At 66.0% G+C, this 15,795-nt stretch carries 14 protein-coding genes; 8 read left to right on the forward strand and 6 right to left on the reverse strand.

All coding sequences use genetic code 11. The features are described from left to right. Positions 1–134 precede the first annotated feature (134 nt). Positions 135–1,589: an MATE family efflux transporter gene (locus tag CP556_RS03330; RefSeq protein WP_098724329.1), complete on the forward strand. Its 1,455-nt coding sequence runs from the start codon at positions 135–137 to the stop codon at positions 1,587–1,589. Positions 1,590–1,641: 52 nt separating this feature from the next. Here CP556_RS03330 and CP556_RS03335 read toward each other — a convergent pair whose 3' ends face one another. Continuing rightward, complete coding sequence (locus CP556_RS03335) at positions 1,642–2,340, reverse strand: phosphoribosyltransferase (protein ID WP_098724330.1); 699 nt, start codon at positions 2,338–2,340, stop codon at positions 1,642–1,644. A gap of 165 nt (positions 2,341–2,505) precedes the next feature. Here CP556_RS03335 and thiC point away from each other — a divergent pair, with 165 nt between their 5' ends. The 4 genes from thiC (at position 2,506) to ppsA (ending at position 9,073) form a co-directional block, all read left to right on the forward strand. Further along, positions 2,506–3,951 carry a phosphomethylpyrimidine synthase ThiC gene (gene thiC, locus CP556_RS03340; RefSeq protein WP_098724331.1) on the forward strand — a complete coding sequence of 482 codons (1,446 nt, stop codon included), beginning with the start codon at positions 2,506–2,508 and terminating at the stop codon, positions 3,949–3,951. Positions 3,952–4,055: 104 nt separating this feature from the next. After that, positions 4,056–5,396, forward strand: coding sequence for an alpha/beta hydrolase (locus tag CP556_RS03345; protein ID WP_098727267.1), 1,341 nt, complete (start codon positions 4,056–4,058; stop codon positions 5,394–5,396). Positions 5,397–5,457: 61 nt separating this feature from the next. Further along, entirely contained in the window at positions 5,458–6,357 is a 900-nt protein-coding gene (locus tag CP556_RS03350) for a PhzF family phenazine biosynthesis protein (RefSeq protein ID WP_098724332.1), read from the forward strand. 376 nt (positions 6,358–6,733) lie between these two features. Further along, positions 6,734–9,073, forward strand: coding sequence for a phosphoenolpyruvate synthase (ppsA, locus tag CP556_RS03355; protein ID WP_098724333.1), 2,340 nt, complete (start codon positions 6,734–6,736; stop codon positions 9,071–9,073). Positions 9,074–9,180: 107 nt separating this feature from the next. Here ppsA and CP556_RS03360 read toward each other — a convergent pair whose 3' ends face one another. After that, positions 9,181–9,390, reverse strand: coding sequence for a hypothetical protein (locus CP556_RS03360; protein WP_098724334.1), 210 nt, complete (start codon positions 9,388–9,390; stop codon positions 9,181–9,183). A gap of 104 nt (positions 9,391–9,494) precedes the next feature. On the opposite strand from CP556_RS03360, the gene CP556_RS03365 reads away from it, so the two are divergent. Further along, the gene (locus CP556_RS03365) at positions 9,495–10,130 is read left to right on the forward strand and encodes a DUF456 domain-containing protein (protein WP_176548107.1); all 636 of its coding nucleotides are present in this window, start codon (positions 9,495–9,497) and stop codon (positions 10,128–10,130) included. Position 10,131: 1 nt separating this feature from the next. On the opposite strand, the gene CP556_RS03370 is transcribed toward CP556_RS03365, so the two are convergent. Both CP556_RS03370 and CP556_RS03375 read right to left on the reverse strand, forming a co-directional pair. After that, positions 10,132–10,791 carry an ArsR/SmtB family transcription factor gene (locus CP556_RS03370; RefSeq protein WP_098724336.1) on the reverse strand — a complete coding sequence of 220 codons (660 nt, stop codon included), beginning with the start codon at positions 10,789–10,791 and terminating at the stop codon, positions 10,132–10,134. 87 nt (positions 10,792–10,878) lie between these two features. After that, entirely contained in the window at positions 10,879–11,739 is an 861-nt protein-coding gene (locus CP556_RS03375; RefSeq protein WP_098724337.1) for a hypothetical protein, read from the reverse strand. 533 nt (positions 11,740–12,272) lie between these two features. On the opposite strand from CP556_RS03375, the gene CP556_RS03380 reads away from it, so the two are divergent. Together CP556_RS03380 and CP556_RS03385 are read left to right on the forward strand one after the other, a co-directional pair. Beyond that, on the forward strand, positions 12,273–12,665 hold the full coding sequence (locus tag CP556_RS03380) for a DUF5802 family protein (protein ID WP_098724338.1): 393 nt from the start codon (positions 12,273–12,275) through the stop codon (positions 12,663–12,665). A 29-nt stretch (positions 12,666–12,694) separates the two neighbouring features. Next, on the forward strand, positions 12,695–13,624 hold the full coding sequence (locus tag CP556_RS03385) for a Vms1/Ankzf1 family peptidyl-tRNA hydrolase (RefSeq protein ID WP_098724339.1): 930 nt from the start codon (positions 12,695–12,697) through the stop codon (positions 13,622–13,624). Positions 13,625–13,733: 109 nt separating this feature from the next. Here the strand turns inward: CP556_RS03385 and CP556_RS03390 are convergent, their stop codons facing one another. Both CP556_RS03390 and CP556_RS03395 read right to left on the reverse strand, forming a co-directional pair. Beyond that, positions 13,734–13,928, reverse strand: a complete 195-nt coding sequence (locus CP556_RS03390) for a hypothetical protein (protein ID WP_098724340.1) — start codon at positions 13,926–13,928, stop codon at positions 13,734–13,736. A 428-nt stretch (positions 13,929–14,356) separates the two neighbouring features. Further along, positions 14,357–15,733 carry an MFS transporter gene (locus tag CP556_RS03395; protein ID WP_098724341.1) on the reverse strand — a complete coding sequence of 459 codons (1,377 nt, stop codon included), beginning with the start codon at positions 15,731–15,733 and terminating at the stop codon, positions 14,357–14,359. Between the last annotated feature and the right edge of the window lie 62 nt (positions 15,734–15,795).

Raw genomic sequence — 15,795 nt, forward strand, 5'->3', positions numbered from 1 at the left:
CCGAGCAGAACCGTAAACGGACTGGTTCCTCCCGGGCTCGTCGCGAAGCGGTGATCCGTGCCGGTAGTCGAAACTGATGGCTGTCGCTACCACGGCTCACGAGAACCCAAGTAGCGCCGCCGTCATGTTTCGCTATGGTTGCGGAATCGGACGATGGAACGCTCACGGACGGCCCTCTCGTTCGACCGATGATCCGGCTCGCGTGGCCGCTCGTGGTCATTCAGCTGTTACAGGTCGCCTACAACGTGGGCGACACCTTCTGGCTGGGGGCGCTCTCGCCCGACGCGGTGGGGGCCGTGAGCCTCGCGTTTCCGATCCTCTTCTTGCTGATCGCGATCGGCGGCGGCTTCACGACGGCCGGCGCGATCCTGATCGCCCAGCACACCGGCGCGAAAAGCGGCGACGCCGGACTGATCGCCGGCCAGACGCTGTCGTTCGTCTCGCTGGTCGCTGTCGGACTGAGTACGCTGGGCTTTTTCGCCACGGGGCCGCTCCTCGCCGCCCTGCCCGCCGACGCCGCGACGCAAGCCGAGATCATCCCGCTCGCGGCCGGCTACCTCCGGATCTTCTTCCTCGGGCTTCCCTTCCTGTTTGGCTTTTTCGTCTTCGTCGCGCTCATGCGCGGCTACGGCACCACTCGAGCGCCGATGCGCGTGATGCTCGTCAGCGTCGTCCTCAATCTCGCGCTCGATCCGCTGTTCATCTTCGGCGTCGGTCCGTTCCCCCGCCTCGAGGTCGAGGGAGCCGCCGTCGCGACCCTCATCTCGCGGGGGCTCGCGACGGCGATCGGCTTCTACTTGCTGTACTACACCGACGTGGGTCCGGACATCCAGCCGAGCCACCTCCGGCCGCGATGGGAGTACGTCGCGAAGATCACCCGCTTGGGGGTCCCGACGGCGCTCGAGCAGTCGATGACGGCCCTGGCCCTGGTCGCGATGACGGCGATCGTCGTGACCTTCCCGCCGGCGGTCGTCGCGGCCTACGGCCTGGGAAATCGACTGATCTCGCTGGCCTTTCTGCCGGCGCTGGGATTGGGACAGGCGACTGACTCGATCGTCGGCCAGAATCTGGGTGCGGGGAACCCCGATCGGGCGGCGAGGGCGGTCCGGATCGCCGCGAGCGTGATCGGCGCGGTCATGTTCACGGCCAGTATATTCGCGTTCCTCTTTCCGGAGCCGTTCGTTTCGGTGTTCGTCACCGCCGACGCGGCGGGGAAAGCGGCGACGATCGACTACGGCGTGACCTACCTCCGGTTCGCCGCGGTCGGCTTCGCCTTCATGGGCGTCCTACAGGTCGTCCAGGGCGCGTTCCGCGGGGCCGGCAACACGAAGACGGCGCTCGCGTTCGCCGTGCTCGGGCTCTGGATCGTGCGCGTCCCCGTTACCGCCTACCTAGTCTTCGTCGCCGACTGGGGACCGACCGGTATCTGGACGGGCGTCGTAATCGGCGATATCGTCGGTGCGATCGCCGCCGTCGCGTGGTTTTCGCGCGGCACGTGGAAGGGCGCGCTGGTCGATGGGGACGACGAAACCGAGGGATCGACTGAGGGGGCGACGAAAACGGCGGATACCGAGTCCACGTCGGAGTGACAAGCGGATGGGGAGACGAGGAGCTACCTCGAGCGGAGAACGAGTCGGACGGTCAGTTCTCGACGAGCGCCCACTCGTCCGAATCGGCCGACTCGAGCACCTCGCGGCGTTCCATCTCGCTGAGGACTTCCGACAGCCGGTCGGGCTGGGCGATTTCCATCTCGATGCGCTCGATACCGTGGTGTTCGGTGAGGAAGTGACGGATCTCGTCGTTCGTGAAGCTCTCTTGGTCGGCCTTCTCCATCGCACTGGTGATCAGGTCCACCATGTCCTCGATGAAGTTCCACGGGTAGACGACCCAGGTCCACTCCTCGAGGCGTTCGCCGACGTAGTCGGGCTGGAACTCGCTGGTGCCGAGCAGCTGGAGGGTCGCGGTGCGGACCTCGCCGGCGTCGCGGTCGTCGACGTACTCGTATGCGCGCTCGATCGAGCCGCCGGTGTCGGCGATGTCGTCGATGATGAGGACGTCCTTGCCCTCGACGCTGCCCTCGGGCATCGGGTAGCGAACGGTCGGCTCGCCGGTCTTCTCGGCGGCGCCGACGTAGTGTTCCATCTTCAGGCTCGTCAGGTCGTTCAGTCCGAGGAAGTCACAGAGACACCGCCCCGCGAACCAGCCGCCCCGGGCCAGCGCGACGACGACGTCCGGCTCGAACGCGTCGTCGCGCACGTCGTCGGCGACATCCCGACACAGGCCGTAAATATACTCCCAGTTGGTTATCGTACAGTCGAAATCGTCCGGTAGGTCGGACATCTGATGGCCACCTACCCGGTCTCTCGAGCGCGGCCCCCTTAAGTCGGCTGAAACGATTCGCACACCTCGAGCGAGGGGAGCAAGTCCTCGTCCAGCGAACTCGCCGTCACTGGCGAGGGACCGGCATCCGGCAATTTATAATCAAGTAGTACAACCTAGTTATCGATGCCGCAGACACAGATTCAAGCCGCCCGCGAGGGGACGGTGACGCCCGAGATGGAACGCGTCGCCGAACGAGAGAACCGCGATCCGGCGTTCGTCCGCGAGCAGGTCGCCGAGGGACAGGCCGTCGTTCCGGCGAACGTCAACCACGACGCGCTCGACGCGATGATCATCGGCCGCGAGTTCGCGACGAAAGTCAACGCCAACATCGGCAACAGCGAGACGACCAGCGACCTCGAGACGGAACTCGAGAAGCTCCACACCGCGGTCCACTACGGCGCGGATACGGTGATGGATCTGGGTACCGGGAGCGATCTCGACGAGATCCGAGAAGCCCACGTCGAGCACTCGCCGGTCCCGATCGGGACGGTGCCGCTGTACGAAGCGGTCAAGCAGGCCGGGAGCCCCGAAGATGTGACGAAAGAACTGCTGCTCGAGATCATCGCAAAGCAGGCCGAGCAGGGCGTCGACTACATGACGATCCACGCGGGAATTCTCGCAGAGCACCTGCCGCTGACCGACGGGCGGAAGACGGGAATCGTCTCGCGGGGCGGCTCGATCATGGCCAAGTGGATGGAAGAGAACGGCGAGCAGAACCCGCTGTACCAGATATTCCCGGAGATCTGCGAGATATTCGCCGAGCACGACGTTACCTTCAGCCTCGGGGACAGCCTGCGCCCCGGCTGTCTGGCCGACGCCTGCGACGAAGCCCAGTACGCCGAACTCGACACGCTGGGCGAACTCACTCGCATCGGCTGGGACCGCGGCGTCCAGGTGATGGTCGAAGGGCCGGGCCACGTTCCGATGCACAGAGTTGCAGAGAACGTCGAGCGCCAGCAGGAAGTCTGCGACGGCGCGCCCTTCTACGTGCTCGGGCCGCTCGTCACTGATATCGCGCCGGGCTACGACCACATCACCAGTGCCATCGGAGCCGCGATGGCTGCCCAGGCCGGTGCCGCGATGTTGTGTTACGTCACCCCGAAGGAACACCTCGGCCTCCCCGAGGAGGAAGACGTCCGCGACGGTCTCGCGGCTTACCGGATCGCCGCCCACGCCGGCGACGTGGGGAACGAACGCCCCGGCGCTCGCGACTGGGACGACGCCCTCTCGGAGGCCCGCTACGAGTTCGAGTGGCGCGAGCAGTTCGACCTCGCGCTCGATCCCGACCGCGCCCGGTCGTTCCACGATCAGACGCTCCCCGAGGATAACTACAAAGAAGCCCGATTCTGCTCGATGTGCGGCGCGGAGTTCTGCTCGATGCGGATCGATCAAGATGCGAGGGAAGGCGGCGAGATGACGGCCATCGAGGGGAACGAGCGGACGGACCTCGAGTCCTCGCCCGCTGCGGACGTGAACCGGCCGCCCGTGGGGACCCACGAGTCCGGCGACCTGCCGCCGATGGCCGACCACGAGCACGGCGGTCCACTCGAGGAAGCGAGCGACGATTGATCGAGCGCCGCGCCTAAAGCGGCCCCTTCGTATATCAAACCCAAACACAGTCACAGAGAATCGACCTCGTCTTTATCTGACAGACCGTGGTCGAGTCGGTATCGATGGCACCTCGACGACGGACCGTTCTGGCAGCGGTATCGACGGCGACAGCAACGGCGGCAGCCGGCTGTACCAATCTGCTCGGGACCGGCGCTGACGACGAAACCGACGGCTCAACGTCCGCCGACGAGGTAGCGACGGCGTTCGTCGACGACCTCGCGAACGGGCGGTTCGAACGGGCCAGTGAACGATTCGTGGAGAACGAACGGGACCGGTACGGCGATCCCGGTCGGCTCGAACGAGTCTGGCTGGCCTTCGAGACGGTCGGCGGCGCGTTCGAGGAAGTCGTTGAGACGAGCGTGACCGCGAGCAACCGGGGCAAGGTGGTCACCGTGACGCTGGCGTTCGACCGCGACGACCACGACTGCGGCGTCATCGTCGATACCGAGTCGCGGATCCGCAACTGTGGCATCGCCGACGAGTACGAACGACCGACGTACGTCGATTCAAACGCGTTCGACGAGAGAGACGTCTCGCTCTCGGTTCCGGACTGCTCGCTGTCGGGGACCGTCGCGACGCCCACGGACGGCAATGGGGTTCCCGGCATCGTCCTCGTTCACGATGACGGTCCGATGACCGCGGACACTCCTCGAGGCGCCACGAGGACGTTCGCGGACCTCGCCGAGGGGCTCGCCACGCGGGGCGTTGCGTCCCTCAGATACGACAAACGCGATACTGCCTGCGAGGTCGCGCTCGACGAGTACACGCTCGATCGCGTCACCGTCGACGACGCCGCGGTCGCGATCGAGCGGCTCCGGGCCGTCGATGGCGTCGACCCGGACCGGATCGTCGTCGTCGGGCACGGACTCGGCGGCCGAGCCGCGCCAAGGATCGCCGCTCGAGACGGTGATCTCGCCGGCGTCGTCGGGCTGGCCGCACCGGCGCGGCCGTATCTCGAACTGACCCTCGAGCAACTCGAGCACAAGGCGACGGTCGGAAGCCACGAGTGGGAAGATATGCGCGCCACGTACGAGACCTGGGTCGACGAGAGCGACCGGGTCCGAGAGGGCGAGTACGAGCCCGACGAACAGCTGCTCGGGAAACCAGGGGCCTTCTGGGACAGCATCACGGCGTACGACCACGTCCAGACTGCGGCCGAGGTCGACGTTCCGTTCCGGTTCCTGCAGGGCGAGCGCGACTTTCAGGTGACCGTGACCGATGACCTCGAGCGGTGGGAGCGCGAACTCGACGGGAAGTCGGCGACGACGTTCGAGACGTACGAGGGACTCAACCACCTGTTCATGCCGGGCAAAGGGGAGTCGCTGGCGTTCGCGTACGCCGTTCGAAACAACGTCGCTGAGGAGGTCGTCGACGACATCGCCTCGTGGATCGGCGAGCTGTGAGTAGGCCGTCCGCCGACGGCGGGACCGAGGATTCATACGCCGGTCGCACCACGCACGTCGTATGGAGACGATTCGAGTCTTGCAGGTCGACGCCTTCACCGACGAACCGCTCACCGGGAACCCGGCGGGCGTCGTTCCGAACGCGGACGGGCTCTCGGACGACCAGATGCAAGCGATCGCCGCCGAAATGGCCGTCAGCGAGACGGCGTTCCTCCGCTCGAGCGAGGACGCCGACCGTCGCGTGCGGTACTTTACGCCCACCCAGGAGGTCGATCTCTGCGGTCACGCGACGATCGGGAGCTTCGCTCACCTTCACGACGAGGGCCTCGAGCCCGGAGCGACGACGCTCGAGACGAACGTCGGTGTCCTCGACATTGAGGTCGCGGCAGACGGCACGGTTTGGATGACGCAGGACGAGCCGTTGATCCGCGAAGTCGACGTGGGCTACGACCGCGTCGCGGACGCGCTGGGCGTCGATGCGGCCGCGCTCGAGGGCGCGAGCGCCGACATTCCGCTCGCGGTGTCCTCGACCGGCCTCCCGTTCCTGATCGCGCCGATCACGTACCTCTCGGACGTCGGGAATGCAGAGCCCGACATGGCCGCGATCGAGGACCTCACCGACGCGGTCGACGCCGCGGGCGTCTACCTCTTTTCGTTCGACGCGCTCGAGCCCGAGTCGACGCTCCACGGTCGCATGTTCGCGCCGGGAGCCGGCGTCCCGGAAGATCCGGTCACCGGCACCGCCAGCGGGGCGGTCTGTGCGTACCTCGATCGCTTCGGGGCGTTCGACGACGACCTGCCCGATGAACTCCGGCTCGAGCAGGGCCACTACGTCGACCGGCCGGGTCTGGTTCGCGTTCGGCTCGACGACGCGGTACGGGTCGGCGGCCGGGGCGTCACCGTCCTCGACGGCTCGATCGTCGTCCCCGAAGACGCCGAGGACGAGATTCTCGAGGCTTGATATCGGCTTCCTCGATCGTGCGACGGATCACCAGTCCATACTCGCTCGGGAGCCGAGTAGCTGCGGGAACGGATTTCACAGGCAGACAGGGAAACAGAGAGACGGAGAGAGAGAGAGAGACTGACAGCGGTGACCGTCTCCGAGACCGTATATTCGCCACAAGAAACAGGTCAGTCGGCGGTACCGGAGTATGACGATCGAATCTGGATGTACGAGGCCGCCATCTCGAAAAATCAAGCGATTCGCGAGCAGCCGACCCCGATCGGAACGACCCGTCTGACGATAGAAACGAGAAAGGATCATTCAGTTTCGAGTTAGAATTGATAGCGGCCGTTCGCAACCTTCTTTATTCGTTCCAGTGACCACCTCACTAGAGATGGCTGTACTCTGGCTGGACGAGATCAGTGCCGGCGACCTCGAGACGGTCGGCGGTAAAGGTGCCTCCCTGGGCGAGCTCACGGGCGCGGGGCTGCCCGTTCCACCGGGATTCGTCGTCACCGCTGGGACCTATCGATCGTTTATCGAAGAGGCCGAAATCGACGAGGAGCTGTTCGCGGCCGTCGACGTCGACGTCGACGACTCGGCCGCGCTGGCCGACGCGGCCGACCGCGCACAGGAACTCATCCTCGAGACGCCGTTCCCCGACGAGTTGCAGACGGAAATCCTCGAGAGCTACCACGAGGTCGGCAACGGTGAGGCGTTCGTCGCCGTTCGGTCGTCGGCGACGGCCGAGGACCTGCCGGACGCCTCATTCGCGGGCCAACAGGAGACGTTCCTCAACGTGACCGAGGAAGCCCTGCTGGACCGCGTCCGGGAGTGTTGGGCCTCGCTGTTCACCCAGCGAGCGATCTACTACCGGCAAGAACAGGGGTTCGATCACTCCGCAGTGAACATCGCGGTCGTCGTCCAGCAGATGGTCGACGCCGAGAAGTCGGGTGTGATGTTTACGAGCCACCCCTCGACGGGCGACGCGACGATGATCATCGAGGCCGCGTGGGGGCTGGGCGAGGCCGTCGTCTCCGGTGCCGTCTCGCCGGATAACTACGTCATCGATCGCGATGACCGGTCCATGGACGTCACCATCGCCGAGAAGAAGGTGATGCACGAGAAAGACGAGGCGACCGGCCAGACCATCGAGCGCGAAGTGCCCGAGGACAAGCGGACCCAACGAGTCGTCTCCGACGACGAGATCGACGCGCTCATGGACCTCGGCGAGCGCGTCGAGGACCACTACGGCGAACCCCAGGACGTCGAGTGGGCGATCGTCGACGGTGACGTCTACATGCTCCAGTCGCGGCCGATCACGACGATCGACGAGGACGGAAGCGATGTCGCGGATCCGACCGGGAGCGTCGACGCCGCGAAGGGCCTGACCGACGGCAGCGGGAGCGTGCAGGCCGCCGAAGGCGGCAGTACTGACGGGACCGACTCGAGTAGCACTGGCGACGTGCTCGTCGACGGGCTCGGCTCGAGTCCGGGGACGGTCAGCGGTCCCGCGCGGATCGTCATCAAGCTCGACGACCTCGATAAGGTCAGCGAGGGCGACATCATCGTCACCGAAATGACGATGCCTGACATGGTGCCCGCGATGAAGCGGGCCTCGGGCATCATCACCGATGAGGGCGGCATGACCAGCCACGCCGCCATCGTCTCGCGCGAACTGGGCGTCCCCGCCATCGTCGGGACGACCAACGCCACGACCACCCTCGAGGACGGTCAGGTCGTCACGCTCGACGGTGACAAGGGCGCGGTGCTCGAGGGATCCGAAGTCGAACCCGATGAGGAAACCGAACCGGTCGAGGAGGTTCGCCCGCAGTCGCCGGTCAAACCGATGACCGCGACGGAGGTCAAGGTCAACGTCTCCATCCCGGAAGCCGCCGAACGAGCGGCCGCGACAGGTGCCGACGGCGTCGGCCTGCTCCGTATGGAGCACATGATCCTCTCGCTGAACCAGACGCCCGCGAAATTCATCGCGGAGAACGGCGAGGACGCCTACATTACGGAACTCGTCGAGGGAATTCGCGGCGTCGCCGACGAGTTCTATCCGCGGCCCGTCCGCGTCCGCACGCTCGACGCGCCGACGGACGAGTTCCGCCAGCTCGAGGGCGGCGAGGACGAGCCCGACGAGCACAATCCGATGCTCGGGTACCGGGGCATCCGCCGCTCGCTCGACCGGCCGGGCGTCTTCGCCCACGAACTCGAGGCGTTCCGTCGCCTCTACGAGCTGGGCTACGACAACGTCGAGATCATGCTCCCGCTGGTCAACGACGCCGAGGACATCTACCAGACCAAGGAGCTGATGAAGGAGGCGGGAATCGATCCCGAGAGGCGCCGCTGGGGCGCCATGATCGAGACGCCGGCCGCCGCGCTGTCCGTCGAGGGAATGGCCGAAGCGGGCATCGACTTCGCCTCCTTCGGGACCAACGACCTGACCCAGTACACGCTCGCGGTCGACCGCAACAACGAGCACGTCGCCGACCGCTTCGACGAGCTTCACCCCGCCATCCTCCGACTCATCGGTAACGTCATCGAGACGTGTCGCGAACACGACGTCGATACGAGCATCTGCGGACAGGCCGGCTCTAAACCCGAGATGGCCCGGTTCCTCGTCAACGAAGGGATCAGTTCGATCTCGGCGAACATCGACGCCGTCCGCGACGTCCAACACGAGGTCAAACGGGTCGAACAGAAGCTCCTGCTCGACTCGGTTCGCTAACGGTCGCGTTCACTGATTTTTCGGACGAGCAGCGTTCGACGCTGTCGCCACGTGTACACATGCTGTCGCCACATGTGCATATACTGTCGCTACATGCTCACACACTGTCACCACGTGTATGCAGAGCCGGCGGCGACGAGAAAGACCAGACCGATCCCGAGTGCCGCAACCGCGATCGCGAGACCGAGGAGTCGAAGCAGGTCCGTCATCAGTTCCGGATACTCGGGCTGGGGCTCGAGGTTCGCCACGAGCACGTAGATGAACGCGCCGGCCCCGATGGAACAGAGGCCGAACGTAGCTGTCACAGCCCAGGTCATAGGATCGATGGGGGTGCCGCCCTCGTATAGCCTGCGGCCGGGCAGGGAATAGTCTGCGTCCGGACGGGGAAAGGTCCATGATGGAGGCCGGCCTGGATTCGAGTATGAGCGACCGTTCGGACGAGGTGACCGAGAGTCGGGAGCCGGACGCCCCCGCGACCGACGACCTCCTCGAGGAGACGGATCGCCTGCTCTCGGAGTCGGCCTCCACGGCCGACGACGGGCCGTCCGAGACCGCGGGGAGCACAGCGGGCGGCGACACCGACGTGGATCCTCTCAGGGGGTTCGATCCGACGCAAGACGCAGGCCTCGAAGGCGACAGTACAGCCGACTCCGGGTCCGACACCGACTCGTCGCGATCGTGGCTCTCACCGATCACGTCGCGACTCTCGCTCGGGCGATACTTCTCGCCGAAGGAGTACGTCGCGCTCGTCGGCGTGCTCAGCGCCGGCGTCCTGGCCGGGGCGACCGTACTGCCGTTTGCCGGCCGCATGATCGGCATGTTCGCCGTCGCCTTCATAATCGGGCTCCTCGCGTCGAAGCGGCGCTATCTCGAGATGAGCGCGGCCGGCGTCTCGGTCGGCGGCGTCGCAGCGGTCATCAGCAACACCGTCCTCATCGCCGTCGGCTCCGGACAGCCGCTCATCGCTGTCGGCGCGACCGTCGGACTCCTCGCGTCCGTCGTGGGCTACTACTTCGGTCGCGACCTCCGCGACGGGCTCTCGCAGGATATCGACTGAGTTAGCCGTTCGTCGTCAGTTCCCAGCCGCGTTCCGTCCGGCGAACGACCCCGTTGTCGGCCATCACCTCGAGTAAGTCAGCGACGACTTCGCGGGGAGCGTCGATGTCTTCGCTGAGTTCGCCGACCGATTTCGGTTCCGAGCGGACGCTGGCGAGCAGGTCGGCGTAGATTCGACTCTCCGGGCCGGCACCGACGGTCTCGGAAATGTTCTCGAGCACGTCGTAGAGCCGGCCCTGCACCCATCGCTGGGCCAGCGACAGCTCGTTTTCGAGCCGTTCCAGATCTTCTAACACGGCGAGTAACTCGTCGAGATTCTCGGTTTCGTCCCACGAGATATCGAGAGAGAGGTGTCGACAGGTCGTGATATCGAAACTACTGTTGGCCGGATAGGCGCTCTTGCTCGCGAACCCGTACGGCGAGACGTTCACCTCGAGTCGGACGTTCCGGGCGATATGGAAGTACTTCCGCCGCTGGTCGTCGACGCGGCTCTCGATCAGCCCTGCCTCCTCGAGTTTTCGCAGGTGCTCGATGACCGCCTTGGGACTCACGCCGAGGTATTCAGAAATTTCAGTAACATAACACGGCTTCCGGGCGAGTAACTGGAGAATTCGCCTCCGGTTTTCGTTCCCGAGTAAATCCAACAGGGCGGCGGAATCCATCGAGACAGCGTTAGTGATCGGCGCTGAAAAGCGTGTCTGCTCGCAATACGCGACTGATCGACGTGGTTTGAGCCCGGGTGAAGTGGATCAGCTGTCGGCGTCGGCCCCGCTGGGCGTCCCTGAGTCGGTATCCGACCCATCGTTCGATTCGCCGTCCGGTTCGTCAGGGTCGGTCGACGTCGCGCCGGGCGAGCGCTCATCAGCGCCGTTTCCCGACGAGCGACCGTTGGGATCGGTTCCCGCATCCGAACTGTTCGATGCGTCAGAACCGTTTCCCGTCGCCGTCTCACCGGGTGCGGATCCCGGCGAGCCGGTCTCGGGACCGGGGTTCGGCGACACGTCGTCATCGGGGCCGCCGCGATCGGCCGGTGGCCCTGCATCACCGTCGGGGGGTCCGCCGCCGGCCACGCCCCGGGCGACCGCCGCGACATCCGGTCCGGCGTGCTCCGAAGCGGCCTGGCGGATCGCAGTCGCGTTCCCTCGTAGTTCCGCGAGCCGATCCCTGCCGATGCCGGCCTCGTCGGCACGGGACTCCGTTCGTTCGATCGTCCGCTCGAGGCTAGCGATTTGAACCGTCAGTCGGGCCATTTGCGATCGGTAGGCCCCAGTGGAGAGCTCCTCGCGTCGAGACTCGAGCGTCTCGCGTTCGTTCTCGAGTGCAGTTACTTTCGCCTCGAGATCGTCGGTCCGCTCGCTGACGACCGCTGCCCGACTCTCGTTGTCAGCGCGCTCGTAGGCCGCATCGAACATCCCCGACTCGACCCCGTTTTCCGTATCGGCTGCGCTCGCCTGCATGACCGTCCCGACGGACGCGTTCGTCGAGTCGGACTGGGCACCGCCGGCGTCGGCCGCGAACGTGTTCGCGACGGCACCGCTCGCGAGCAGCGTAACAGTCAGAGCGACGACGGTGAGGCTCACCAGGAGAGCAACCGATCGCGTGCGTCTCATCGTCTTTCTTCTCCGCGTGAATGTACTAAAAAGACGGAGCTTCGTTCGAATCGTTTAATCGCCCCGGCCGAGCACTGAGATTCGTTTTGAGCGTTCAAGGCGGCTGGAGTATCCGTCAGCGGACTCGATCAGCTGACGGTTTACGGGCCCGGTTCACCGGTGTTTAGCGGACGGTTCAAATCGTTTCACTCGGAGAGCGGGGTGTCAATCACTCGCTACTCCGGTCGGAGGTGTCTCACGATTGGTCGCTACTGCGTCCGGCGAGGCGTCATGAGCGCCGATACCGTGATCGGAGAGATGTCACAATCACCGCTACTGCAACGGGGACAATCGTGACATCTCCCCCGTTGTGGTGAGGACTCGCGCGAAGCGGCCGCTGACCGGACAGTATCTGAGATCTAATAGGATCGATCCGGGATCGATCGTTCCGAACATCGCACGAGCGACCGCCGATCGGAGAACACGCTGATAGCGGGTCGTCTTAAACCTACCTGCCAACAGTTATATCACTTCGAGCCATGGTATCAAGTACCATGTTCGAGGTGTTCTCGCGAAGCTACTATCTCGGACGTCTCTATGTGACCCCGACCAACGGGGAGCACGCACTCATGCACAGCGACCAGCACGAACGCATCAACGAGGAAGTGTACGCCACCGGCGACGGCGTCGAGCGACTCGACGCGCCGCTGGTGATGAAACTCGAGACCAGTCACTTCCCGGTTCACGGGGCGGACGCCGTCCCGACGAACACGCTCGCGTTGCCGGAATCGATGCTCGAGGGGATCGACGTCCGGAACCCGCCATCGCTCCGAGAGGTGTTTCTGGCCAGGCGCGAGCGCGCCCGTCAGCTGCTCTCGTTTGCCGGCGGCTTGCGAGCCGACGACGCGGGGCCGACCGGTGACGAGCCGCCGAACGCCGGAACCTAGAAGTAGCCTCGCTTCCCGATTTCGGCCGGATGCTCGATAGGTTGCTCGGCCGCGCCTCGCTCAACGCACGCATCGACGAACTCGAAGCGGAAAACGAGCGGTTGCGAAAGCGCTATGAGGCCGAATCCGAGCGCCGAGCTGACGCCGCTACGGCACGACAGGACGCCGAAGAGCGGGTCAACCGGCTCGAGGATCGGATCGCCCAACTCGAGGGTGAACTCGAGCGAGTGGATGCGAACGAAAGCGCGCTGACAGTTCGCCGCCGAGACCAGCTGCGCGGCCCCCGGCTCGAGGCGGTCCTCGACCGGCTGGCGTCCCTCCGAACGGGAGCCGAGGGTGCGCTGACCGCCAGCGTGGACGACGCGGTGCCAGATTCAGTCCGTGCGGATCTGGACGACGTGCTCGGCGATCGGGTCGCGCTCGTCGACGAGGCCGCGCCGTGTCTGTGTTGCGTCGACGACGCCGGATTGCTCGCCGTGACGCTCGAGCCGCCGCTCACGCCGGACGTCGACGCGGCCTGGCGCGATCGGTTCGCCCTCGAGCGCGAGTGGTTCCTGCCGACCGGCCGACACGCCGTTGCGCTGGTCCGGACCGATCTGTTCGCCCTCGGCGTCTACGAGGACGACGAGCGCGTCGATTATCGCGGCTTCGAGAGCGACGTCAAGGGGAGCCACTCGAAGGGCGGGTTCTCGCAGGCCAGGTTCGAGCGGATTCGCGACGGGCAGATCGACGACCACCTCGAGCGCTGTCGCGACGCGCTGGCGGCGTACGAACCAGGGGGCGAACGGGCCGACACGCCGCTCTATCTCGTCGGCCAGCGCGGCACCGTCGACACGCTCGTCGACGAATCGGGGCTCGAGCCGACCGCGACGGCCGCCGTCGACGCGACCGGCGAACCGAAGGCGGCGCTCGCGGACGCCGTCCGCTCGTTCTGGACGACGGAGCTCCGGGTGCTGTGATACGGTTTGCTGTAACGATTTACCGGTGCGACCGCGACCGCCCTGCGGTCGCACCGGCAATGACTTACAGGAGACCGTATGAGTTCGCGCTTCGGACGATAGCGGCCCGTCAGTAGCTGCCGCCGTCGTCGAAACAGCGACCGCATCTGTTCGCGTCCGCGTCACTGACCGCGCGCTCGACGGGAACCAGTCGGAGGTTGTCGTGAGCGACGTGAGAGGTCGCCCCGCAGGTCGTTTGGAAGTCGGAACGGCCGGATTCGTGTTGGTGAATCTTGTTCGTCGTCTCGTTCAGGACACCATTCATGGTATCGATTAACACGGGGCGGCCACATAAGCGCACCGACCGTTGATTTCGGTCTCTCGGGTCGGTCGGCTCCCGGTAGTCGTTGCGGGCAGTGAAACAGTACCGCCAAGAGATGGCGAGGGCGAAACAATCGGACGAGAGCGGTCCGATACATCGCGATAGCGACGTGAGAGGTCGTGTCGATCCGAGACGTTTTCTGCACTGCGAACGTCCGTTCGAACCGAGAATGTCCGACTTCGAAACCGTCACGTGCGAACAGTGTGGCGACGCGTTCAGGGCGTACCCCGACGCCAACGCCGCCCAGCGCGGTTTCTGTCGTCCCGCCTGTGCTCTCGAGGCGAACTGACCGCCGACGAACGTCGCCCCCCTTTCCGTGAGCCGCGGCGTGACCGAGCTGTCTCACCGGCAGCGTAGCGACTATCGACCCGCTACTCGTCGCGGTTCGCCGCCCGCGTCGGAATCTCCTCGCCACCCGTCTCGGTCCCGCCCTCGGGTTCCGGCGGCGCTGTCACGGCGCGACCGCCGCCCGAAAGCGCCTCGAGCGAGACGACCAGCGCCGCGCCGATTATAACGAGCCCGCCGGCGACGCCGAACGCCACGGCGTAGCCGAGGGTGGCGGTCCACCCGCCGAGGACGCCGCCGAGCGCGCCGCCCAGTGCCCCCAGCGCGACGTAGGCCCCGAGTACCTCCCCGCGGAGGCCCGGCGGCGCGAGCCGGGTGACGATCGCCGTCCCGATGACGGCGATCCCCGCCCACGTGATACCTATTAGGGCGAGCACGAGCCCAGCAGCGCCGAAAGCGACGGTCGCAGCCAGCCCCGCCACGGCGACGGTTGCCGGGAACAGCACCCCTCTCGCGGCGAGAACGCCCGTCTGCAGGAACCGAACGTCGTACCGCCCGGAAAGCCGTCCGGCGGCCTCGTAACAGACCGCGGAGCCGAGGCTCGAGGCCAGATAGAGCGCGAACACCTGTCCCGAATCGAAGCCGGCGTCGGTCAGAAACAGCGGGAGCGGTGCCCAGAAGGCGGCCGAGCCGGTGAAAAAGAACGCCCCGGCGACGAAGTACGTGGCCATCGCCGGCTCGAGGTGGGTCGCGAGTCGTCGGGGATCGATTCCGCGCGTCGACCAGTAGAGCCGAGTTGGTGAGAACGCGACCGTGGCCCCCCTGATACCGCGGCTGGAACTCGCGAGGAGCCGACCGATCCGACGAGCGGCGCGCCCGTCCGTGACGTGAGTCGACGGTGCGGGACGCGGGAGCGTTCGCGCGGCCAGAATCGCACTCACACCGGCGCAAGCCGCGAGCACCCAGTACAGCGTCCGCGTGATCTCGTCGGCCGCGAGCAGTCGACTCCCGACGGCCGGCCAGACCGTGCCGATGACGAGGCCGCCGGCCCAGCCGTAGCCCTGATACTTGTTCACGAGACCGATCCGTTCGTTCCACTGGGATTCCGGGACGTCGTCGACGACGAGCATGGTCAGGACCGGCCCGATCGACGAGGCGAACAGCCAGAGGATCGCGTTTGCGGCGATAACCGCCGAAATCGAGGTGAGAAAAGGGATCGCGGCCAGCGAAACCGCGACGCCGATCAGGGTCGCGAGCACCAGCAGTCGGCGGTGGGCGACCCGGTTTGCGAGGCGGCCGAACGCGATCGCCCCGGGCGCGGCGACGCCGGCGGCCGTCGCCGCCAGCACTCCCAGCTGGATCGGCGATGCACCGAGTTCCACGATGTAGAGCGGTACCAGGAGGGACGCGCCGCCGAACGCGACCGAGCCGAGTCCCCACGCGCCGAGCCAGCGATCCGCCATGACGCGTCTCTTGGACGCGAACAGGTAAGTTGTGGCGGTCGTCGATCCCGCCCGGCGTCGAT

It is taken from the genome of Natrinema sp. CBA1119 (genome assembly GCF_002572525.1).
Taxonomy (GTDB): Archaea; Halobacteriota; Halobacteria; order Halobacteriales; family Natrialbaceae; genus Natrinema.

Bases quoted from the DNA above. Each gene is read 5' to 3' on its own strand.
- CP556_RS03335 (WP_098724330.1), bottom strand. From the start codon at position 2,340: ATGTCCGACCTACCGGACGATTTCGACTGTACGATAACCAACTGGGAG.
- CP556_RS03345 (WP_098727267.1), top strand. From the start codon at position 4,056: ATGGCACCTCGACGACGGACCGTTCTGGCAGCGGTATCGACGGCGACA.
- ppsA (WP_098724333.1), top strand. From the start codon at position 6,734: ATGGCTGTACTCTGGCTGGACGAGATCAGTGCCGGCGACCTCGAGACG.
- CP556_RS03395 (WP_098724341.1), bottom strand. From the start codon at position 15,733: ATGGCGGATCGCTGGCTCGGCGCGTGGGGACTCGGCTCGGTCGCGTTC.
- CP556_RS03380 (WP_098724338.1), top strand. From the start codon at position 12,273: ATGTTCGAGGTGTTCTCGCGAAGCTACTATCTCGGACGTCTCTATGTG.
- CP556_RS03365 (WP_176548107.1), top strand. From the start codon at position 9,495: ATGAGCGACCGTTCGGACGAGGTGACCGAGAGTCGGGAGCCGGACGCC.
- CP556_RS03370 (WP_098724336.1), bottom strand. From the start codon at position 10,791: ATGGATTCCGCCGCCCTGTTGGATTTACTCGGGAACGAAAACCGGAGG.
- thiC (WP_098724331.1), top strand. From the start codon at position 2,506: ATGCCGCAGACACAGATTCAAGCCGCCCGCGAGGGGACGGTGACGCCC.
- CP556_RS03360 (WP_098724334.1), bottom strand. From the start codon at position 9,390: ATGACCTGGGCTGTGACAGCTACGTTCGGCCTCTGTTCCATCGGGGCC.
- CP556_RS03385 (WP_098724339.1), top strand. From the start codon at position 12,695: ATGCTCGATAGGTTGCTCGGCCGCGCCTCGCTCAACGCACGCATCGAC.
- CP556_RS03390 (WP_098724340.1), bottom strand. From the start codon at position 13,928: ATGAATGGTGTCCTGAACGAGACGACGAACAAGATTCACCAACACGAA.
- CP556_RS03350 (WP_098724332.1), top strand. From the start codon at position 5,458: ATGGAGACGATTCGAGTCTTGCAGGTCGACGCCTTCACCGACGAACCG.
- CP556_RS03330 (WP_098724329.1), top strand. From the start codon at position 135: ATGGTTGCGGAATCGGACGATGGAACGCTCACGGACGGCCCTCTCGTT.
- CP556_RS03375 (WP_098724337.1), bottom strand. From the start codon at position 11,739: ATGAGACGCACGCGATCGGTTGCTCTCCTGGTGAGCCTCACCGTCGTC.